General features: G+C 38.4%; 17 protein-coding genes. 8 read left to right on the top strand and 9 right to left on the bottom strand.

What is annotated here, in order from left to right; all coding sequences use genetic code 11:
- Window positions 1–36 precede the first annotated feature (36 nt).
- Window positions 37–621, bottom strand: a complete 585-nt coding sequence (locus H6G25_RS01285; RefSeq protein WP_190390945.1) for a Uma2 family endonuclease — start codon at window positions 619–621, stop codon at window positions 37–39.
- A 167-nt stretch (window positions 622–788) separates the two neighbouring features.
- On the opposite strand from H6G25_RS01285, the gene gloA reads away from it, so the two are divergent.
- Together gloA and clpB are read left to right on the top strand one after the other, a co-directional pair.
- Window positions 789–1,181 (top strand): lactoylglutathione lyase, encoded by a 393-nt coding sequence (gloA, locus tag H6G25_RS01280; protein WP_190390944.1) that lies wholly within the window; start codon window positions 789–791, stop codon window positions 1,179–1,181.
- A 103-nt stretch (window positions 1,182–1,284) separates the two neighbouring features.
- Window positions 1,285–3,963, top strand: coding sequence for an ATP-dependent chaperone ClpB (gene clpB, locus H6G25_RS01275; protein ID WP_190390943.1), 2,679 nt, complete (start codon window positions 1,285–1,287; stop codon window positions 3,961–3,963).
- Between the two features lie 118 nt (window positions 3,964–4,081).
- On the opposite strand, the gene H6G25_RS01270 is transcribed toward clpB, so the two are convergent.
- From H6G25_RS01270 to H6G25_RS01240, 7 genes are all read right to left on the bottom strand, one after another.
- Window positions 4,082–4,444: a hypothetical protein gene (locus H6G25_RS01270; protein ID WP_028090685.1), complete on the bottom strand. Its 363-nt coding sequence runs from the start codon at window positions 4,442–4,444 to the stop codon at window positions 4,082–4,084.
- 945 nt (window positions 4,445–5,389) lie between these two features.
- Entirely contained in the window at window positions 5,390–7,390 is a 2,001-nt protein-coding gene (locus H6G25_RS01265) for a DUF262 domain-containing protein (protein WP_190390942.1), read from the bottom strand.
- A 189-nt stretch (window positions 7,391–7,579) separates the two neighbouring features.
- On the bottom strand, window positions 7,580–8,053 hold the full coding sequence (locus tag H6G25_RS21615; protein WP_347239137.1) for a DUF4351 domain-containing protein: 474 nt from the start codon (window positions 8,051–8,053) through the stop codon (window positions 7,580–7,582).
- Window positions 8,054–8,181: 128 nt separating this feature from the next.
- Window positions 8,182–8,880 carry a Uma2 family endonuclease gene (locus H6G25_RS01255; protein ID WP_190390941.1) on the bottom strand — a complete coding sequence of 233 codons (699 nt, stop codon included), beginning with the start codon at window positions 8,878–8,880 and terminating at the stop codon, window positions 8,182–8,184.
- Between the two features lie 246 nt (window positions 8,881–9,126).
- Window positions 9,127–9,402 carry a lipopolysaccharide assembly protein LapA domain-containing protein gene (locus H6G25_RS01250; RefSeq protein ID WP_190390940.1) on the bottom strand — a complete coding sequence of 92 codons (276 nt, stop codon included), beginning with the start codon at window positions 9,400–9,402 and terminating at the stop codon, window positions 9,127–9,129.
- 65 nt (window positions 9,403–9,467) lie between these two features.
- The gene (locus tag H6G25_RS01245; RefSeq protein ID WP_190390939.1) at window positions 9,468–10,895 is read right to left on the bottom strand and encodes a phosphoglucomutase/phosphomannomutase family protein; all 1,428 of its coding nucleotides are present in this window, start codon (window positions 10,893–10,895) and stop codon (window positions 9,468–9,470) included.
- A gap of 346 nt (window positions 10,896–11,241) precedes the next feature.
- On the bottom strand, window positions 11,242–12,927 hold the full coding sequence (locus tag H6G25_RS01240; RefSeq protein ID WP_190391085.1) for a transglutaminase domain-containing protein: 1,686 nt from the start codon (window positions 12,925–12,927) through the stop codon (window positions 11,242–11,244).
- A gap of 338 nt (window positions 12,928–13,265) precedes the next feature.
- Between H6G25_RS01240 and H6G25_RS01235 the strand changes: the two genes are divergently transcribed.
- From H6G25_RS01235 to glmU, 4 genes are all read left to right on the top strand, one after another.
- Window positions 13,266–16,136: a cation-translocating P-type ATPase gene (locus H6G25_RS01235; RefSeq protein ID WP_190390938.1), complete on the top strand. Its 2,871-nt coding sequence runs from the start codon at window positions 13,266–13,268 to the stop codon at window positions 16,134–16,136.
- A gap of 196 nt (window positions 16,137–16,332) precedes the next feature.
- Entirely contained in the window at window positions 16,333–16,767 is a 435-nt protein-coding gene (locus H6G25_RS01230) for a hypothetical protein (protein WP_190390937.1), read from the top strand.
- Window positions 16,768–16,959: 192 nt separating this feature from the next.
- Entirely contained in the window at window positions 16,960–18,093 is a 1,134-nt protein-coding gene (gene recF, locus H6G25_RS01225) for a DNA replication/repair protein RecF (RefSeq protein ID WP_190390936.1), read from the top strand.
- Between the two features lie 610 nt (window positions 18,094–18,703).
- Complete coding sequence (gene glmU / locus H6G25_RS01220; protein ID WP_190390935.1) at window positions 18,704–20,059, top strand: bifunctional UDP-N-acetylglucosamine diphosphorylase/glucosamine-1-phosphate N-acetyltransferase GlmU; 1,356 nt, start codon at window positions 18,704–18,706, stop codon at window positions 20,057–20,059.
- 64 nt (window positions 20,060–20,123) lie between these two features.
- Here the strand turns inward: glmU and H6G25_RS01215 are convergent, their stop codons facing one another.
- The gene (locus tag H6G25_RS01215; protein ID WP_190390934.1) at window positions 20,124–20,228 is read right to left on the bottom strand and encodes a PetM family cytochrome b6-f complex subunit 7; all 105 of its coding nucleotides are present in this window, start codon (window positions 20,226–20,228) and stop codon (window positions 20,124–20,126) included.
- 421 nt (window positions 20,229–20,649) lie between these two features.
- On the opposite strand from H6G25_RS01215, the gene pdxA reads away from it, so the two are divergent.
- Both pdxA and H6G25_RS01205 read left to right on the top strand, forming a co-directional pair.
- Window positions 20,650–21,744 (top strand): 4-hydroxythreonine-4-phosphate dehydrogenase PdxA, encoded by a 1,095-nt coding sequence (pdxA, locus tag H6G25_RS01210; RefSeq protein ID WP_190390933.1) that lies wholly within the window; start codon window positions 20,650–20,652, stop codon window positions 21,742–21,744.
- 56 nt (window positions 21,745–21,800) lie between these two features.
- Complete coding sequence (locus tag H6G25_RS01205; RefSeq protein WP_190390932.1) at window positions 21,801–23,282, top strand: UDP-N-acetylmuramoyl-L-alanyl-D-glutamate--2,6-diaminopimelate ligase; 1,482 nt, start codon at window positions 21,801–21,803, stop codon at window positions 23,280–23,282.

The raw sequence follows: 23,282 nt of genomic DNA, 5'->3' as shown, positions 1-23,282 counted from the left end.
GTTCTTTTTTTCCTGTTATTTTGTTGATTATTTTCTTTACCAAATTTTACTCATATTCAAAACAAATCCCGGTAAAATAGGATCACAATTCACAGTATCAGGATTTTCTAAACATTCCTCTTTTTCTTCAGGACGATAAATATAAACTCGGCGATTTTTACGATCAATTAATAAACCTAATTGGATTTCTGGTTCTTGCATATATTCCTGCATTTTCTCTTTTAAAGGTTGTAAATTATCAGAATCTGACCTTAGTTCAATGACAAAATCAGGACAAATAGGTGCAAATTTTTTCTGCTGTTTTGGTGTAAGTTGATTCCATCTTTCTAATTTGATCCAAGCGGCATCAGGAGAACGTTTTGCACCTGTAGAAAGTGTAAATCCCGTGCTAGAATCGAAACAAATTCCTGTGTTATCTTTTTCTGACCACACATATAATTGTCCAGCTAAGTTAAAGTTACGGTTTCCTGTTTCTGAACCTGCGGGTGACATAATTGATATTTCTCCAAATTGATTTCTCTCAATGCGTAAATCACGGTTTTCTTGACAGAATTGAAAGAATTGTTCATCTGTCATTTGCATTGATGAGGGAAAATGTAATATCAAAGGTGATGAAATCATAATTATTTCTTCCATCTGAAATTAAAATCAATTCTACCACAAACCGTTGCTGAAATTAGTTAATACATAATTATTAACAATTGGGCAATTCAAAACAGAATTAAACGTAAGTTTCCTGAAAATTCTTGATCAGATATAAAATATTAAGAATTGAACAAAGGGTAAATATGCGATTACTACACACCATGCTCCGAGTAGGTAATTTAGACGAGTCCTTGAAATTTTACTGTGATATCCTGGGAATGAAGTTACTCCGACGCAAAGATTACCCAGGGGGAGAGTTTACCCTGGCTTTTGTCGGTTATGGGGAAGAAAGTGACCACTCAGTCATAGAACTCACCCACAATTGGGGCGTAGAAAAGTATGATTTAGGAAATGCCTATGGTCATATCGCTTTAGGTGTGCATGATATTTACGCTACCTGTGAAGCCATTGGCCAATTGGGTGGTAAAGTTGTTCGAGAACCAGGACCTATGAAACATGGTTCAACGGTAATTGCTTTTGTCGAAGACCCAGATGGTTATAAAGTTGAATTGATTCAGTTAAAAACTCCAGAATAATTTAAGGTAGAGGGTAGGAAGATCAATAACTTCTTTACCCTTTACCCATTTGACCTCTAAACTTAAGTCACAAATCTAAAATCTAACATCTAAAATTCTCAAGATGCAGCCTACAGATCCTGATAAATTTACTGATACAGCCTGGGAAGCGGTAACCAAATCCCAAGACGTGGTTCGCGCCTATAAACAACAACAATTAGAAGTTGAACATTTAATTATTGCTCTTTTAGAAGAACCAACCAGCCTAGCTACAGCCATTCTCACCCGCGCGGAGGTTGATCATGTCCGATTTAAACAACAATTAGAGGCTTTTACTCAGCGTCAACCGAAGGTGGGAAAAAGTGATCAACTTTACCTGGGGCGTAATTTGGATTTGCTGCTGGATAAAGCTAATGAAATTAGAGCCAAAATGAAAGAGGAGGAAATCTCGGAAGGACATATAATTTTGGCCTTTGCTGATGATGAACGGATTGGTAAACGCTTATTTAAAAGCTTAAATATAGATATCGCTCAAGTAGAACTTGGGGTTAAATCTGCTCGCAATAGTCAAAAAGTGAAATCATCTCCTAAAACAGAAGCAGATGTACCTGATGAAGCTTTAAAAAGATTTGGACGAGATTTGACAGAACAAGCCAAAGCCGGAAAATTAGATCCGGTTATCGGTAGAGATGATGAAATTCGCCGGGTCATTCAGGTGTTATCTCGTCGTAGCAAAAATAACCCTGTATTAATTGGTGAGCCAGGAGTCGGTAAAACTGCGATCGCGGAAGCTTTAGCCCAAAGAATGGTCAATGGTGACGTTCCTGAATCTCTAAAAAACCGCCAATTAATCTCTTTAGATATCGGTAGTTTGATTGCTGGTGCCAAATATAGAGGTGAATTTGAAGACCGTTTAAAAAATGTTCTGCGTGAAGTTACTGAATCAAATGGGCAAGTAGTTTTATTTATTGATGAACTCCATACCGTTGTCGGCGCTGGTTCTAATCAACAAGGATCTATGGATGCTGGTAATTTACTCAAACCCATGTTAGCCCGTGGTGAACTACGTTGTATTGGTGCAACTACCTTAGACGAATATCGCAAATTTATTGAAAAAGACGCAGCATTAGAAAGACGTTTTCAACAGGTATATGTAGATCAACCAACCGTAGAAAATACAATTTCTATTCTGCGGGGTTTAAAAGAACGTTATGAAGTGCATCATAACGTCAAAATTTCTGATTCTGCTTTAGTGGCTGCCGCAACCTTGTCAGCGCGTTATATTGCTGATAGATTTCTACCAGACAAAGCCATAGACTTGGTTGACGAAGCCGCAGCGAAATTAAAAATGGAGATTACATCCAAACCAGCGGAATTAGAAACCATTGATAGAAGATTAATGCAGCTAGAAATGGAAAAGCTGTCATTATCGAGAGAAGAACAGAGTATTTCCCCAACTAGAGAACGATTAGAACGAATTCAGGCAGAAATTGCCAGTTTAACAGTTAAACAGGAAGTATTTAATCAACAATGGCAAGGAGAAAAGCAGTTATTAGAAGCTATTAGCGGTTTAAAAAAAGAAGAGGATACGCTAAGGGTACAAATTGAACAAGCAGAACGAGATTATGATTTAAATAAAGCCGCCCAACTCAAGTATGGTAAATTAGAGGGCGTACAAAGAGAACGGGAAAGCAAAGAAACCCAACTATCAGAAATTCAAACCCAAGGTTCTACCCTGCTGCGGGAACAAGTCACAGAAGCCGATATTGCCGAAATTGTGGCAAAATGGACAGGAATCCCCGTAAATCGGCTTTTAGAATCGGAAAGACAAAAATTACTCAAATTAGAAAGTCATTTACATGAAAGGGTAATTGGTCAAGAAGAAGCCGTTTCCGCCGTCTCTGCGGCGATTCGCCGCGCCCGTGCGGGGATGAAAGACCCCTCTCGACCTATTGGGTCATTTTTGTTTATGGGACCAACTGGCGTGGGTAAAACTGAACTGGCTCGCGCTTTAGCTCAATTTCTCTTTGATTCAGAGGATGCTTTGGTGCGTTTGGATATGTCCGAATACATGGAAAAGCATTCCGTTTCCCGTTTAGTAGGAGCGCCTCCAGGATACGTTGGTTATGAAGAAGGGGGACAACTTTCCGAAGCCATTCGCAGACATCCTTATTCTGTGGTACTGTTGGATGAAGTGGAAAAAGCCCACCCCGATGTATTTAATATTTTATTGCAAGTCTTGGATGATGGTAGAGTTACTGATTCCCAAGGACGGGCTGTAGATTTCCGAAATACTGTCATAGTCATGACTAGCAACATTGGAAGTGAACATATTTTAGATGTCGCCGGCGATGATTCTAAGTATGATTTGATGCGTAATAAAGTCATGGAAGGTTTACGAAGTCACTTCCGTCCCGAATTTCTCAACCGCGTTGATGATATTATTCTCTTCCACACTCTTAATCGTTCAGAAATGCGGCATATCATTCGTATTCAACTTAAACGGGTGGAAAATCTACTTAAAGAACAAAAAATATCTTTTGAGATATCACAAGCCGCTTGTGATCATCTTGTAGAAGCTGGATATGACCCAGTTTATGGCGCACGTCCGTTAAAACGGTCAATTCAGCGAGAAGTGGAAAATCCTCTGGCTACCAAATTACTGGAAAATACTTTTATTTCTGGTGATACCATCTTGATTGATATGGGTGAAGCTGGTTTGACTTTTAAGAAAAAACCGCATAATAAGGTGACAGTGACGCAAAACGCTGTGAAGTTAATAGAAGCATCTTTAGATATATAAGATTTAGTTTTTTCTCACGCAGAGACGCAGAGGCACTGAGATAAGATTTTGTTTTATATTTTACCTATATCTTTGTTCTTTTTTGTTGCTTTGCGTCCTTTGCGTCTTTGTGGTTCATTTAATCCATTTTCTTTTTGGTGGGACGTTTCCGTTCTGATTTTTTTTTAAAGCCTACTGCTTGGGCTGCATCACTATCTGACCCAAATTGACCTTTTACTGCTTCTTTCATAGCTAGAACGGCTTTATGGAACTCCCATTCTGCTTGTTTTGCTGCATCTGCGGCGGCTTTAAATAATGCTTGTTTTTCGGTTTCTTCTTGTTGTTTTGTTACCATTTCTGTGTATGCTTTCTGTAATGCTTCTGGTGTAGCTTCTACGCGACCAGTAGCATAACCAATGACGGCTGTGAGTCCGTTATAGGAGTCTATGTCTTGCTGAATGGTGTTAGGTGTAATTCGACGGGTTGTATCTGGGGCTGGCATATTAATTTCGTTGTTATAAATAGTTTTATCAGTTTACCATGAGATGTTAATTTTTAAAATTTTCTATTTATATTTTTTATACAATTAGTTTTTGTTTTCTAAATTGTCTTTATGTATTATGATCTGATACTTCTGTTTAGTATTTCAATGCTTATTGAAATAGTAAAAATAGTTTAGGATTATATTTTTATCTTTTTGCAGGAATTTTATTTAAGTTTTTAACAAATTTTTTAAGGTAATGGGCATAATAAGCAAACATATAGCACTGCTAAACTAGCATACGTATAAATTTAATTATGATTTTTTTTCACGCAGAGACGCAGAGGCGCGGAGAGTTATTTTGTCTGTTTGTGAGATAGTTCTTCCTTATCAAGTTCAGAATATCATATTTAAAAATGTCAATTAAGCTGCTGTGAATAGGGATTTGTAATTATTTTACTGTAGTTAAAGGTTGTCGGTGCGCGATCGCTAGGGTAACAGTATATATGGTATCTAAACTTACATTTATAAAAATTGTTTACAGAATTTACAAGTATTTTTGTACTATAATAGAATAAATGTGATATTCTCAGTTTTTCAATAGGAGTAAATTCTATGTCAAATCATAGCGGAAGTTATATGTTAAATGAAGTGATTACAATTTACAAGACGTGAGCATTGTTTTGATCATTTGGATCAAGAAAAAAAGCAAAATCTGATTGAAGAAATTGTCAAACTAGCTCGTTATGAAGATGATTGTAATCCGGGGGAAATTTTAGAAGGACATACAGACTATTTTAAAATCTGTTATTGTTGTTTGGCGAAAACTAATGATCTGGAATCTGGTCTTTGTGTAAAATGCAGGTAATTACATACATCAGATATCGCTCTTTTTTTGTTTCATGCAAAGGTGCTAAGGAACAAAATAGGAAAATAAGGGTTTTGGGAAATGATACATAACATAAATTAACTTGTGGTTTCTACTTCCCATTCTTCTGTAGAAAGTGCTGCGGTTTCGATAGCTTTAATACAAAAAGCATTAATATCCCTAGCTGATAAATTTACATTAATGAACACACCATTTTCTAATTTTCTTGTATCCCGAAATTCTTTTCCATCTCTACTAATAAAACGGGGAAATTGTTCCATAATATCTTTAAATGTATCTGGTTCTAAATCAGCGATCACATTTAAAGTTGTTTCTAAAACATCTCGCCAACTTTTGACAGGATATTCCTTACCAAAAATTCTTAGTTGTTTGGGAGTTGTACCAGTTAATTTACTTTTGGATGGAATGATAAGATTTTCATTACCAAAGTAAGGCCAAATTTGTAAAACTATCTCAGATAAATCTAAACTTCTTTTTTCTATATCCTCTCTTTTCCAAGTTTCTTGATTTTCAAAGTATTTATTGATTTCTAAATGACTATTAATCAATATTTCTTTTTTATCAACAAATTCCAAATTATATAATTCACCATTGTAAGCTGTAATAGTTAAATTACCCAAAGAATGAAGTAGTAAATCATGAGTTATCCCCCAATGTTCCCCTAAATGTTCTTGCCACCATTTATTTATAGTTTGTGGCATAATATGTTCAATCTCCAGACCATCCAAAATGACCTGTTCTTTATGATTAAAAGATTCTTCAATAGATTTTAAAATTAATTTACCTTTTTTAGAACGTCCAGTACCGTATAATTTAACATCCAATAAACTTTTCTGAAATTCTGTATCTTTGGGATAATCACGATTTTGTAAATCTAGTTTTAATCTTTCCACAAAATCAGCATGAGCTAAATTACTTGCTTTGCTAACTTGAGAATACAGTACAGAAAAGATTCTATTTAATCCCCTGGTTTGAACATTACAAACAAATCGGCGAATAATGAAATTTTCTAAAATCTGCAAAACAGAAATAAAATCTGCTTCTGAAAGTTTATTTTCTTCATAATCATGATAACAATTAAGTAAAAAAGGATAAACAGTAGCTATTTCTAAACGGTTGACTCTTTCTAGAAACCGACGAATTTTTAAATTATCCTCTTTGACTGGATGTAAAAGTTTTGCATAATATTCTGAAAATTTATATAAATTTTGTAAATAAGAAAGAGCTTCACTTTTACTCATTCTTTCTTTAATTTCAAAATAAACTTCATCTTTCTTAATTTCCACACCATCTTTTGTTAAGTAATGCCTGATAAACTCTGTTAAATTATCATTATCATTTAGAGTTTCTTGCATTGGTAGCCAATATTTTTTATAAGCATTGTCTTGATTATCTGTATTAATTCTCATGAAGAAATAGTTACGAATTAAATCAGCTTGTGTTAAAGGTTCACCCTTAGCATTGAGACTTTCAAAGACTAAATAAGGATTATCTTCTGTGCTTAAAACAACGCTCACAATAGATAAATAACTAGAAATTACTTGCTTTATTCTCCCAAATTCCAGATTACTTTGTCTAATTTTCCTATCAAAAAATAAATAGCATTGTTTAATAATTGGGGCATTTTTATCAATATTATGTACTGAATTATCTAGTGAATTGATCAAACTATAAAATGATTGTCTGTCTACTTGAGTAGGTTGTAATTTATAAATTTCAGGATCTTGCTGATATTGATTAATAAGGAATTTATTATGTAATTCTTCTGCTAATTGCTTATTAGTATCTTTAACTTGATCTCGCAAAGCCGAAAACAGAATAAAAATAGTAGTTAATCTTTGTTGTCCATCAATTAATAAATATTTGCTGACTCCTTCTGGCAATCCAGAAACTGGTATAGTCACAATAGAACCCATAAAATGAGGACGAGGATTTTCCGTATTACATAATTCTAAAATATCATTCCATAATGCTTCCCACTGGGATTTTTTCCAACTGTACGGACGTTGAAATAAAGGTACAATATATTGTTTATCGCCTTGAATAATCTCCCTAAGCTTAGTTTCTGATGCTTGCATTTTTAATGTAGCCTGATTTACTAAATAGTTATGCTTTTAGTATACAATAATCTTGTATAAATAGCACAAGATAGCGTAACAAAATTAAACATTTCTGATATCCAGGGAATAAATTAAGAGTCTAAAAGCGAAAGTCGGTGAAAACCGACTCATAAAAAATATCTTTTCCTCTTTGCGTGAGAAAATATTTTAACTTTGATTCGCCATCCAATTTACCAAATCATCAGGTTGTGAAAAATCCAAAATAGCTTCCGAAAGCTCATCTAACTTTTCACCAGATAACTCTTTAATTTGTGACTCCAATTTTGCGGAAATCTCGCCAATACGACGTTTCAACAAACGGGAAATAAGCTCTAACTTCCCACGGTTAATAATCTCTTGATAAATCACAGATTCTTCCATAGTTTCCTCCCGAAAATATTGTTTAATCAACTGTTTCTCAAACTTTAAACCAGCCAATAATTCCACACAAGCTGCTATAGTATTTTGTTGCGCTTGTTCTTCTATTTTATCTATTTCTAAAGCAACTTGCTGAAGTAACTTATTTGGTTCATCTGTCTTGGCTAAAACTGCCAAAGGTAATAAAGCAGGAGACTTTAAAAGTGTTTTGCTGTCTTCTTCCCATATTGTAATTACTTGATATTGATGTCGTGTATTTCCCACTATCAACCTATCAACAAAAACATCAGGTGAATCTGTAGAAGTTCTGCGAATACTGCATACATCAAAACGCTATCCAGAATAACTAAAAGTAAAAGTCGGTTTTAACCGACTATTTTTGTTTTTTAGTATTACTCTAGTTCATCAGGATTCACACCTAAAGCCTTTAATTTTTCAGCTAAAAGTTGCGTTTTTCTCCTTTCTGCGGCTAATGCTGTTTCTGCTTGTTCAGCATGTTGTTTTTCCTGTTCTAGAAGTTGGGAAATTTCCAGATATGAAGAAAATTTATGACCATCGGGACGATAAATTTGTAATTCTTCCCCTGATAAATCAAACTTAATTCCTAACCTGGGACTAACCCAATTTTCTATTTCCGAAATGACATCTAAACCATCTTCCGTTTTTAACCATCCTCTCAACTGATTGTTTTGAGGATTGTAAATATAATATTCTTCTACTCCATGTCTTTCATAAAATATCAATTTCCTCTCCATTTCGGTTTGGGAATTACTAGGAGAAAGAATTTCAAAAACTACCTGGGGGGCAATATTATTTTCTTGCCATTGTAAATAAGAACCGCGTTTACTTTTTGGTCGTCCAAATACAACCATAACGTCTGGTGCATTGACTATATAATTTTTCCCTTCAATGGGATACCAAAATAAATCACCAGCCACAAAAACATCAGGTTTATCTGCAAATAACCAATCTAAATTTTGTTGAATAACTAATATCCAACGAAACTGTTCTGTATTATTAGCCATTGGTTGTCCATCACTGTCTGGGTAGATGACCTCTGATGTACTTAGGGTTAGAGGTTGAGTAACCATAACTTTAAATTAGTTAGTTGTTTACTTTACTAATATTTTAGCACTAAAGAATAGATACCCTATTTTTTAGTAATATTTATCTAGGTGCATTTTTCTTTGTCGGATTTGGAAAATTGCCGTGTCTGCCGACAGGCAAGAGGATATCCAGACAGTTAAAACTGTTCCCTGTTCCCTGTTCCCTGTTCCCTGTTCCCTGCCCTCACAGATAACTTATTCAGCAAGCCCTACTTATTTATTGAGAAACTTTTAAAAATCCTCGTCATCAACAAAAAACTCGGCATCTTCATCTATTCCAGATTGAGATTCTCCCAACTCCCAAAGAGGCTGTAAAACGGCTGTAGCTAACAAGCCGACCGCCACACTAAAAGCTAACATTAACCCGAAGGGAATTTGTATTGATTGAAAAACCAAAAACTTTAAAGATACAGGAGTAGCATTTTGGACAGAAATGAGAGCGATCGCTACTACCCAAACAGCTATAATTAGTAATATTAAAAAATTGGCCAATATTTTCAAAATCATAACTTAAATCTTTAAATAAATATCATCCCCCTCCTCGCTTGCGGGGAGGGGTTAGGGGTGGGGTTCTATGCTAACTTAGCAATTTCACCTTCCATGAATTTAGCAATCTGACTAAGTTTTTCTGGTGAGTTAGTTTCCATGTACACCCTCACCAAAGGTTCTGTACCAGAAGGACGCAGTAACACCCAGCTACCCTCTTCTAAATAGAGTTTGATACCATCTTTCCTTCCCACCTCTTTGACCTTAATTCCTGCCACTTCTGAGGGGGGATTTTGAGTGTAACTATTAATCACAGCGATCTTATGAGCTTCTGTGAGGTGTAAATCCAAGCGATTGTTATACAAAGGACCATCCGCTTCGGCTATAGCTTCCTGTACCAACTGACTTAAAGGCTTACCTTCATAAGCGATCGCTTCAGCCACTAGCATATCTGCTAAAACCCCATCTTTTTCAGGAATATGGCCAATGATACTTAAACCACCGGATTCTTCCCCACCAATCAAAACGGCGGTTTCCCGCATTTTCTCACCAATGTATTTAAAACCCACCGCAGTTTCATAAATTTCCAGCCCATACTTAGCCGCAAAATTATCTAATAAGTGCGTAGTTGCCACAGTCCGAACGATCGCACCGCTTTTACCCTTGTTTTTAATCAAATGTCGTGCTAGGACTAACAACACTGTATTGGGAGTGAGGACATTACCTTGTTCATCAACGATACCAAAGCGATCGCTATCACCATCGGTAGCCAAACCCAAATCCGCATGATCAGCCTTAACAGCGGCCACCAACTCAACTAACTGTTCCCCTTTGGGTTCAGGCATACCACCCCCAAAAAGCACATCTCGCCAGGTGTGGAAACTTTCTAATTGACAACCACAGTGTTGCAAAACTTCATCCAAATAACCACGGGAGGTAGAATAAAGGGCATCATATTTGACCTTTAAATTTGCACTTTTAATTTTTTCCACATCCAACAAGGTGTAGATAAAATGCAAATAATCTGGTTTGGGATCAAAAGTAGAAATTGTACCAGACGGGTTACTTCCAGGTAATTCATCGGATGCCGTTTCTATATTGGCGACAATAGTATCAGTAATTTCTGGAGTTGCAGGACCCGCGTAATCGGGTATATATTTAATCCCACAATAAGGTGCAGGATTATGACTAGCAGTGAACATCAAAGCCCCTGCGGAATTGAGAATACGGGCATTGTAGGCAATTACTGGGGTGGGACAATCCCGGTCAGTAATTTGTACATTCCAACCCAAATCTGCTAAAACTGCGGCAGATGTTTGGGCGAACTCGTCAGCTAAAAACCTGGTATCATAGGCGATTAAAACTGGTTTGTCCTTAGTATAAGCAGTTTCCAAATAACCAGCTATTGCCCTGGTTACTTTCCGCACATTTGGAAACGTAAAATCATCAGCAATAATTCCGCGCCATCCATCAGTACCAAATTTTATCTTACCGGAATTGCTAGGGTTGCTCATATTACCACTCTCTCCCGTGCATCATTATTACTATTTACTATCAGGAAATATGCCGCAAAGCTGTGGAACAGCCACTAAGCTGCAAGTATCCCCAAAGTAATTTCTCTCACTTAACAGTCCTAATGTCAACCGTTACGCAGCTAAATTGTACAATCCTAATATGGCCAAATTTTGTGGTGTGGACATCCTGCCCGCTATAATTATACAAATTAAATGCAGTACAGCTTACCTGCTCTATTTTCCTGGATTTGCATTCCCACCCAGAGCATAAGCATGATAGCTGAGAATCTCCCGGTGGACTCCCAGTCTCTTCCAGTCTGGAGACTGGAAGAAAGGAGAAATAACCTTAAAAGGGCGGTAATTCTTTCAGGATTGTAAACCGAATATGGTTAATAGCTAAATCACCCAGCGAAATATCTTCTTTAGTCAAGCGGACTCCATTCTGGCTTAAAGTTTCAAAGGATATACCTTTACCAATTTCGACATGATACCAGCATAAACCCATGAAAAAGCGTGTAGGATAGGGTCCACCTTCTTCGAGATCATCAGGATTAGATTCCATGGGCAACCAACCCATACCGGGAATATAAAATTCTAACCAAACATGATTAAAATCGGGTTGGAGGGGAACTCCCTGATGTTCAGCATAAACTGGACATTTGTATCTACCAACAGTGCGACAAGGAATACCATTCAAGCGACAAAGTGCCAGCAATACACCCACATATTCTCCACAGGAACCAACACCACGCTCTAAAACCACATCTGGCGAATCAATATGGGGTTTAATACCATAGGATAATTGATCATAGACGTAGTTGCGGATACTGTACATTTTCCGTAACAAGTTAGTTTCTGAACCGATAGCTGTCTTGGCCGCACGGATAACAATATCCGTATCCATTGCTAAATCATCATCATCTACCAGATAGCGAGTTTTTAATTCTGGTGACAGTTCTGGTAACTTTTCCACGTCTCTGGGAGTAATGCGATATTTAATACTCCATACTTCCACAAGTGCTTTCCAGCCAAATATATGGCGTTCTCCGGGAGTGAGGGTGTCAAATTTAAAAACGGCTACCCTTTGTCCGTCAATGATTTCTTCTGTGAAGGGTAAGCCAATCGCTTCAACTTGCTTAACTTTTTGCCGTTCCGTTTCTGAGGGTAGGGCAATACGCCATTCTATATCAGTTAAATAAACCTCATCAAGGGGGGAAATTTCCTCAAGATAGGACATTTCTATGAGATAACCATTAGAAAGGGCGTAGCGTTTATCCTCCTGGTAATGATATTGTAGAGGATGAATGAATGTGCGATCGCGGTATGTTAACTCATAACAGGGATCAGCATTAGGATTATCCCGGATGTAAGGTTCTTCACTGGAGTATGCCACATAAAGACGATCTTTACCTGTCTCATCCTGTCCATAAACAGCGATACCTGTTGGAGAATCAAAAGGAGTAAGAACACTGAAACGGACTTCCCCGGTTGCCCTATCCATAGAGTAAACAGTTTGTTCCGTGCGATCGCATATCCACAGAGTTTCTTTTGTCACCGCTAAATTTTCTATGCCGACACCAGGGGCGTAAAATTTAGTGATTTCCCTGCGGGTATCACGGTCAAAAATTAAAATATAGCCAAGTCTTTGACAACTGACATAAACGGTAGATTCCCAAACAGCAACGCCGTCAGCGGTATAGGGTAAAGTCACAAAATGTTCTAAACCTAAAGAGGGGAATTTGCAAGAGTAGACACTATTACCACGAGTTACCCAAAGATAACCTTGCGACATAGCCAATCCGGTAACTTCCTTAAATTCACGGACTTGGTGGGGATTGATAATTTTGCTGTTATCGCTGAGGGGGTCAATTTCTAATAAATGACCTTTAATTGTATCAATAGCAATGAGTCTATTTTCGGCAAAAGCAATCCCGTGCAGGGTAGCAGCAGTAATTGGCCTGATAATTCTTTGCTGTTCAAAATTTTGGTTCACTGTCAAACTGGGTAGTGGGAAACTCGTGTTATTGAGCATAGTAGTCATAAATTATTACTTTTTAACGTCAGTTGTTATTTAGGGAATAGGACTTACGCAAAATATCTCCCAAAGCCTCCCTTATTCATGATCTTCCCTCCTTCTAGGGACGCTTTGCGTTGGCGCTGCTTTCGTTTGCTTAGATACGTATTTCATTATTTCCTAACCTGCGCGTAAGTCCTGGGGAATAGCGAAGAGGAAGGGAGAATCTTTCCTAATTACCCATTACCCAATTACCCAATTACCCAATTACCCAATTACCCAATTACCCAATTCCACATTTTCTGACATCACTAAATTATGATCGAATTTTGCAACCATTTCCTGTAACTTACACAATGTCTGCTCATTCTTTACCTGAAGCTACCAAACACTGGCATGGTTTGGCAGTTGATAAAGCCCTAGAAATGCTAGATAGTGACGCAAACAACGGCTTAACGTCCCAAGAAGTTGAACAGCGTCGTCAAAAATATGGAACAAATGAACTAGAAGAAAATGGAGGTCGTAGCCCTTGGCAAATTCTCCTCGATCAGTTTACCAATATCATGTTATTGATGTTGATTGCAGTTGCCTTCATTTCTGGTTTTTTGGATTTGATGGCTTTGTCTAGGGGGGCATTAAAACCCGGTGAAGTGCCATTTAAGGATACAATTGCCATTATGGCCATCGTTATCCTGAACGGTATTTTGGGCTATGTCCAAGAAAGCCGGGCTGAAAAAGCTCTAGCAGCCTTGAAAAAACTATCTTCTCCCTCGGTGCGAGTCCTGCGTGACGGTAAACTGGGGGATATAGCAGCCAAGGATCTAGTCCCAGGGGATATCATGCTACTAGAAGCGGGAGTGCAAATAGCCGCTGATGGTCGCTTAATAGAACAATCTAATTTACAAGTGCGTGAGTCTGCTTTAACTGGTGAAGCTGAGGCTGTTAATAAGCAAGCTATAATCACATTACCAGAAGATGCACCTTTAGGCGATCGCCTTAATTCAGTTTTTCAAGGTACGGAAGTTGTCCAAGGCCGCGCTAAGGTGTTGGTAACTAACACGGGAATGACTACGGAATTAGGTAAAATCGCCACCATGTTACAGTCTGTGGACGGTGAACCTACACCCCTACAGCAACGCATGACCCAACTGGGTAATGTCCTGGTCAGCGGTTCTTTAATTCTTGTAGCCATAGTAGTTGGTGGTGGACTTATCCATGATCTAACTCAAGGAAGAGGCTGGAAAAATTTACAAGATTTAGTGGAAGTTTCTTTAAGTATGGCTGTGGCGGTAGTTCCCGAAGGTTTACCGGCTGTAATTACCGTTACTCTGGCTTTGGGAACTCAGCGCATGGTCAAACATAATGCTTTAATTCGCAAACTCCCAGCAGTAGAAACACTCGGTTCTGTAACTACTATTTGTTCTGATAAAACCGGAACTCTGACTCAAAATAAAATGGTGGTACAGTCGGTATACACCAATAATTCTACCTTTCGCGTTACTGGAGAAGGTTACACCCCCATTGGTGATTTTCAGTTACATGGTAAAAAAGCCAGTTTAGATGAATTTCCAGAAATTTCTGCCCTGCTTGTTCCCTGTGCTGTTTGTAATGATGCTGTTTTGCAACAACAACAAGGACAATGGGCGATTTTAGGCGACCCCACGGAAGGGGCTTTAGTTACTTTGGCCGGAAAAGCAGGAATTGAGCAAGACCAATGGTATAGTAAATTACCTCGTGTGGCAGAATTTCCCTTTTCCTCTGAACGAAAACGCATGAGTGTGATTTGTCAAATAGAAGCTGTGGCTACTGGCGAATCTTCCTTAACAGCCATTGACCCTGCTATTACTGGTTTTGTCGAATCGGAAAAATATCTCATGTTCACCAAGGGTTCACCAGAATTAACTCTGGAAAGGTGTACAAAAATCCATTTAGGTGATAGGGCGGTTATTATCAACGCCGAACAACGCAGCCAAATTCTAGTAGCTAATGACCAAATGGCGGGTCAAGGTTTGCGGGTCTTAGGTTTTGCTTATAAACCCCTGACGGAAGTTCCTGCTGATGGTTCAGAAGACACTTCTGAGGTAGATTTAGTTTGGTTGGGACTGGTGGGAATGTTAGACGCGCCTCGGCCAGAAGTGCGGGCTGCTGTCGAAGAATGTCGCCACGCTGGTATTCGTCCGGTAATGATCACTGGCGACCATCAATTAACCGCCCAGGCGATCGCTATTGATTTAGGAATCGCCCAAAAAGGTGATAGAGTTCTTACTGGTAAGGAATTGCAACTACTAAGTGACCAGGAATTAGAAGCACAGGTAGACTTAGTGAGTATTTACGCCAGGGTCTCCCCAGAACACAAATTAAGAATTGTCCAAGCATTGCAACGTCGTGGGCGATTTGTGGCTATGACGGGCGATGGCGTGAATGATGCTCCCGCCCTCAAACAAGCCGATATAGGCATTGCCATGGGCATCACAGGTACAGATGTGAGCAAGGAAGCCAGCGACATGATCCTGCTAGATGACAATTTTGCCACTATAGTCGCTGCCACTAAGGAAGGTAGAGTTGTTTATACTAATATTCGCAGGTTTATTAAGTATATTCTTGGTAGTAATATTGGTGAAGTTCTCACCATTGCGGCCGCACCCTTGTTAGGTTTGGGCGGTGTTCCCTTGAGTCCTTTGCAAATTCTCTGGATGAATTTGGTTACAGACGGTTTACCAGCTTTAGCATTGGCTGTAGAACCCCCTGAACCTGATGTGATGCAGCGTCCCCCCTTTAGTCCCCGTGAAAGTATTTTTGCTAGGGGTTTGGGTGCTTACATGATTCGCATTGGGATTGTTTTCGCCATTATTACCATTATTCTCATGCAGTGGGCTTATCAACATTCTCACGCACCTGGATATCAGGGACATGAAGATACTTGGAAAACAATGGTATTTACCTCATTATGTCTAGCACAAATGGGTCATGCGATCGCCATTCGTTCTAATAATAGACTTACCATTGAAATGAATCCTTTCTCTAATATCTTTGTATTGGGGGCGGTAATTGTGACGACAATTTTGCAATTAATGTTAATTTATGTTCCCCCCCTGCGAAGTTTCTTTGGTACTCATGCACTCAGTTTACAAGAACTAGGAATTTGTATTGCATTTAGTGCTTTAATGTTTGTCTGGATTGAAGGTGAGAAATTATTTTTCCGCTTTAGGGGCCAAAAAAATGTTTAATAAGTAAATTGTCTGATAACGTAGCCAGATCAGGATTTACAGGATTTGAAAATTACCAAGCATTTGATGATATTTGTGTTTTTTTCATTCCTGTTTATCCCTTAATTTTGTATACTCTACAGGAATATTAATCATAAATATCTGTATTTTGTGTACAATTCTCACATTAATTAGGAAATAGTAGGAAATAGATATCATGGGTGAATCAAAACGTAGAAAACAACAAGATCCCAATTACGGAAAAGTTAAAAATCCTGTCAAAAATCTGATGAAAGTTTTTTGCCCATTTTTTGAAGATTACGATAATTTACCTGATCTTAATTCTGATAATATATCATTGATGATCGCCAAGGCAGGATACAACAAAACCGGCTTGAGAGGAATAATTTTAAAAGGATTTCTAGCGGAACATTTAGTCAAAGATTATCCAGAGGAATCTGAACTAATACAAGCATTCAAACAACATGGAAATATTTATGTAACTTCAACATTAGCCTCAGCTTATTTAGAAAATGCTATCAACAAAGAGGACAATGTGAGAAAATTTGAAACCTATAACCCGGAAAATGAATTTATACGCATTGACAGCGATTCTCAAAAGTACCAATTAGATTTGGTAACAGTACCTTAAGTAGGTTGGCGTTAAAAATTGTCGTTATGACGAGGGAACAGGGAACAGGGAATAGGTTACAGGTTACAGGGAATAGGGAACTCTTAACTGGGAACACAGGAAGAAAGACAGAATTGATACCTACTGAGTCTTGTATAGCTACGCGACGCAAGCTATCAAAAATCAAATAGGAGTTCTATATATGTTATATATATGTATTTAAAAACTTTACATCTGAAACAATTTCGTAATTATCAAAATCAAAAAGTTGAATTTACCGCTGCTAAAACTATTTTGGTGGGTAATAATGCTCAAGGAAAATCAAATTTATTGGAAGCTGTAGAATTATTAGCAACATTGCGATCGCACCGCATGGCACGAGATCATGATTTAATTAAAGAAGGTGAATCTACAGCCCAAATTAGTGCTAATTTACAAAGGATTCATAGCAATAGTGATTTAACCCTCACTCTCCGTCGTCAAGGCCGTCGCACTGTCGCTATTAATGGGGAAATAATTCCCAAACAAATGAACTTTTTAGGTGTTCTCAATGCAGTAGAATTTTCTAGTTTAGATTTAGAATTAGTACGAGGTAGTCCCGATAGTCGTCGTCATTGGTTGGATACATTATTAATTCAATTAGAACCAGTTTATGCCCATATTTTACATCAATATAACCAAACTTTACGCCAACGTAATGCTTTCTTAAAACGCTATATCAATACACAAGAAAAGTCTCTACAATCAGAATTAGCTATCTGGAATGCACAATTAGTTACCGCTGGGACAAGGGTAATTTTAAGACGAGATAGAGCCATTCAAAGATTGTCTCCTCTAGCTTCTGCATGGCATAATAGTATTAGTGGAGCATCAGAAAATCTAGAAATTAAATATGCTGCTAATGTTCCTTTAGAAAGAAATTCTCCCCATGAATTACAAGCTGCTTTTTTTGCTAAACTACAACAAAGAGCGATTCCTGAATTACATCGAGGCATAACTTTAGTTGGACCACACCGCGATGAAATAGAATTAATTATTAATCAAACTCCGGCGCGAAAATATGGTTCTCAAGGTCAACAAAGAACTTTAGTGTTAGCTTTGAAATTAGCCGAATTACAATTAATTGAGGAAGTGATTAATGAACCACCTTTGTTATTATTAGATGATGTTTTAGCTGAATTAGATCCATCTCGTCAAGGTCAATTACTTGATGCTATTCAAGACCGATTTCAAACTTTGATTACTACTACTCATTTAGGTGCTTTTGATTCTCAATGGTTAAAATATTCCCAGGTTTTATCTGTGAGTGCAGGAAAAATATCAGAAAATGGTAAAATCGGTAACTGATATGGTGGTATCCAGTTGAATGAGATACAAAATTTACCTAAAAACTATCCTCAGTCGGTTGTAAAGGGATTTTTTGGACGAACCTACTAGGACACAGAGGACACAGAGGTAGAAAAAAAAGAGGTATTCACGTCTTATTTACAGCGAATTTCAGGGAAATGAACCACGGTCTTTGTTTCGCGCAATCTCTCTTAGAGATCCCGAAGGGTAGGCGCAAAGTAAGGAAGGCGCAAAGGAAGAAGGTAATCAAAGTCTGGTTTAAATAGATGAAAACTGCTGTAGGATCGCTATATAATCTTATGGGGTATTATAAATATGTCATAATTTAATCTGCATAATTAGGGTGGACAAAATGCTTACCTCACAAGAATTTGATAGAATACCATTAGAAATTATCGAAAATTTGTGGTCTGGGGGGAATTTGGTCTTCACGAAACTTCCAATACCCATGATTAACTGATATGATATGTTACGCATTTACTTTTTTGCCCAAAAGCCTTACTGCAAGGATTCTAAGCTATAAAATATTAACCCAAGTTGCGTAACATCTTATCATCTGGAAGGGAGCAAATCAAAAAAGCATTTATCGCAAATTTACTGATAGTTAATTATGGTTGTTGTAGCAATTCTCGCGGCAGGAAAAGGAACAAGAATGAAATCTAATCTGCCTAAAGTTTTACATTCTTTGGGTGGAAAATCTTTGGTGGAACGCGTTATTGAAAGTGCTGAACCTCTTTCACCTTCACGCAAATTAGTGATTGTTGGTTATCAGTCTCAGGAAGTAAAAACGGCTATTGATTCCATTCATGGCGTGGAGTTTGTGGAACAAACTGTACAATTAGGTACGGGTCATGCTATCCAACAATTACTTCCCTATTTACAAGATTATACTGGGGATTTATTAATTTTAAATGGTGATGTCCCTTTGTTGCGAACTGAAACTTTAAAAACTCTCTTACAAACTCACCAAGAAAATCATAATTCCTGTACTATTCTGACTGCACAATTGGCAAATCCTCAAGGTTATGGTAGGGTTTTTCGTGATAGTGAAGGTATTGTCCAAAAAATAATTGAGGATAAAGATTGCACTCCTAATCAAAGAGAAAATGACCGAGTAAATGCTGGTATTTACTGCTTTCGTTGGCCAGATTTGGCTAACATTTTACCACATTTACAAGCTAATAATGCCCAAAAAGAATATTACCTCACTGATGCTGTAACTCAGGTGGGTAAGGTAATGGCGGTAGATGTTCAAGATTACCAAGAAATTTTGGGAATTAATGATAGATTACAATTGGCGGCTGCTAATGATATTTTCCAAAGACGCATTCAGGCAAAATGGTTATTAGCAGGTGTGACGTTAATTAACCCGGCTAGTATTACTATTGATGAAACTGTGGAATTACAGCCAGATGTGATTATTGAACCTCAAACCCATTTGCGTGGGAAGACGGTAATTAAGTCTGGTAGTCGCATTGGACCGGGAAGTTTAATTGAAAATAGCGACTTGGGTGAAAATGTCACTGTCCTATATTCTGTAGTCACGGATAGTATTATTCAGAATAATACCCGCATTGGTCCCTATGCCCATTTACGCGGTCATGCTCATGTGGGTGTAGGTTGTAGAATTGGTAATTTTGTCGAGTTGAAAAACACTCAATTGGGCGATCGCACTAATGTGTCACATCTCTCATATTTAGGTGATACGACCGCCGGAACTCAGGTAAATGTCGGTGCGGGGACAATTACTGCTAATTATGACGGTGTGAATAAGCATAGAACAATTATCGGCGATCGCACCAAAACCGGTTCTAATAGTGTTCTAGTTGCACCTATTACTATCGGGAATGATGTCTACATCGCCGCAGGTTCAACGGTTACAGAAGATATCGCCGATGATGCCTTAGTAATTGCACGTAGTCGTCAGGTAGTCAAACCAGGTTGGAAAATGAAAACTCAAGATTGACATTTTTTGTTTTGTAGGGTGCGTTGCGAACGCACCATAATCTCACAAATATCTTGAATTGGCTTTATTCTTCCGCACCTTGAATTTTCAGTAACAAAGCACCGATAGCCCAACCTACGAAGATGAGACTAAAAGGTAATATAGCTGCATTTAACATTTCACCGCTCATTTGCTGCAATTCTCCTTTGTGGATGATTAGATTTATCTTTCCTGTGTGTCGGTTCAACTCAGTCTATTAGAACTATTTATTGAGTTAGACCTTTTTAATTATTCTAAACCAATTTGGGAACAGGGAACAGGGAACAGGGAACAGGGAACAGGGGACAGGTTACAGGGAACAGGGGACAGGTTACAGGGAACAGGGGACAGGTTACAGGGAACAGGGGACAGGTTACAGGGAACAGGGGACAGGTTACAGGTGACAGGGAACAGTTGAGGAGGTAGAGTTATTACCATTACCAATTACCAATTACCCATTACCCATTACCCATTACCCATTACCAATTACCCATTACCCATTACCAATTACCCATTACCAATTACCCATTACCAATTACCCATTACCCATTACCCATTACCCATTACCCAACATGACCAATGAAAATAAACGCCCACGGTTGGTATTAACGCTAGGAGATCCGGCTGGTATCGGACCAGAAGTAATTTTGAAGGCTTTAGCAGATCCACAAGTGACCCAAAATTGTGATCTGACGGTAGTAGGTAACAAAAATTTAATAACTATAACTTATGAAAATATCAGTAAAAATATTGATAATGATCTAATTTTGGCAAATCCCGCTGATTTGTCTATTATTGACCTACCTACTGTTGGTGAAATTGTCACGGGTGTGGGTAATGCGGCCAGTGGTGCGGCGAGTTTTGCTTATATGGAATATGCCATATCTCAAACTTTGGCGGGTGAATTTGATGGAATTGTCACAGGACCTATCGCTAAATCAGCCTGGAAAGCCGCAGGTTACAACTATCCGGGACAAACGGAACTTTTAGCCGCTAGGGCTGGCTTTAATATCTCCAAAGACCGGTTTGGAATGTTGTTTGTGGCACAATCTCCCTTGACCGGTTGGACACTCCGTACTTTACTTGCTACCACACATATTCCCTTATGTCAAGTAGCCAATACATTAACGCCAGAATTATTAACAAAAAAACTAGATTTGCTGGTAGAGTGTTTGGAAAATGATTTTGGGCTGAAAAATTGGAGAATTGTGATCTCCGGTTTAAATCCCCACAGTGGAGAAATGGGACAATTGGGAACGGAAGAAATAGACTGGTTAATTCCCTGGTTGGAGTCAGAACGCCAAAAACACCGCGCCAAAAACTCCCTAAATCAGTTAGAAGGACCAATACCTCCAGATACAATGTGGGTAAAACCTGGTCTGGCTTGGTATGGAAATGGTGAGGTCAAAAATCCCGCTGATGCTTATTTAGCACTTTATCACGACCAAGGTTTAATTCCTGTTAAATTAATGGCTTTTGATCGGGCTGTAAATACTACCATTGGTTTACCTTATGTACGGACTTCACCAGACCACGGAACAGCTTTTGATATTGCGGGAAAGGGTATTGCTGACGCAACAAGTATGAAAGCAGCAATCCAATTGGCGGTAGAATTGGTCAAGCATCAAGTAAAACGAAAACACCTTGATCATAAAATTTCCCCATAAACTACAAAATCATGTTTAAATAAGCCCAAGACAAGCTTGTGGCGAGGTTGGTACAGATGAAATTACGGGAATTATTAGCGACTGTAGATGGAATTGGAACTCCTGTAAATATACCGGATATTGATATTCAGGGGCTGAAAACAAATTCTCATGCTTGTACGACCGGAGATTTGTTTTTGGGAATGCCAGGAACTAGAGTAGATGGTGGGGAGTTTTGGCCAAGTGCTTTAGCTGCTGGTGCGGTAGCGGCCATTGTTTCCTCCGCAGCAATTCTTAAAACTCCCCCTTCACCAAATTCTCTAGTCATTAGTAGCGATAATATGACTAAAACCTGCGCTCAAATAGCCGCAGCTTTTTATGGTTATCCCGGACAAAAACTCAAAATGGTGGGTGTAACGGGGACAAACGGGAAAACGACCACTACCCACTTAATTGAGTATTTTCTCACAAAATCTAGTTTACCGACGGCTTTAATTGGCACTCTTTACACCCGTTGGCCTGGTTTTGAACAAAAATCTGTGAATACTACTCCCTTTGCTGTGGATTTACAACAGCAATTAGCCAATGCTCTTAATGCTGGTTGTGAAACCGTCGTTATGGAAGTTAGTTCTCACGCTTTAGCCCAGGGTAGAGTGTTAAATTGTGATTTTGAGGTCGGAGTCTTTACTAATCTCACTCAAGACCATTTAGATTATCATAGGGATATGGAAGACTATTTCGCCGCGAAAGCATTGCTATTTAGTCCAGACTATCTCCAAGGAAAAGCAATTCTTAACGCCGATGATGCCTACTGTCAACGCTTAATTACGTCCACAAAATCCGACCAGGTTTGGAGTTATAGCGTTAACAATAATACCGCCAATTTTTGGATGAGTGATTTAAATTATCAACCAAATGGTGTCAGTGGAATTTTACATACTCCTCAAGGAAATACAGCTTTTAGTTCCCCTTTAGTTGGTCAATATAATCTCGAAAATCTCTTGGCTGCGGTCGCTGCGGCTCTCCATTTAGGGTTAAATTTAGATTTGGTAGCAAATACCATTCCTGAGTTTCCCGGCGTTCCTGGACGCATGGAACGGGTACTTAATCCACAACAAGATATTAGCGTGATTGTGGATTATGCCCATACTCCCGATAGTCTGGAAAATTTGCTCAAAGCTGCTCGGCCGTTTATTCCTGGTAAAATGATTTGTGTGTTTGGTTGTGGTGGAGACAGAGATCGCACTAAACGTCCAAAAATGGGTAAAATAGCGGCAGAACTGGCTGATTTAGTTGTGGTGACATCAGATAATCCCCGCACAGAAGATCCAGAAAAGATATTACAGGACATATTGGCAGGTATTCCTGATATATTACAACCAATAGTTATCAGCGATCGCGCTACCGCAATTCATACAGCAATTCTCCAAGCTCAACCCGGAGACGGTGTATTATTGGCCGGAAAAGGCCATGAAGACTATCAAATTATGGGAACTGAGAAAATCCACTTTGACGACAGAGAAGAAGCACAAAAAGCTTTACAGCAAAGAACTAACTAG

The sequence above is a fragment of the Dolichospermum sp. FACHB-1091 genome (assembly GCF_014697585.1).
Lineage (GTDB): Bacteria > Cyanobacteriota > Cyanobacteriia > Cyanobacteriales > Nostocaceae > Dolichospermum.
The sequence above is the reverse complement of the archived record's forward strand: the minus strand, read 5'-3'. Positions and strand labels throughout refer to the sequence as shown.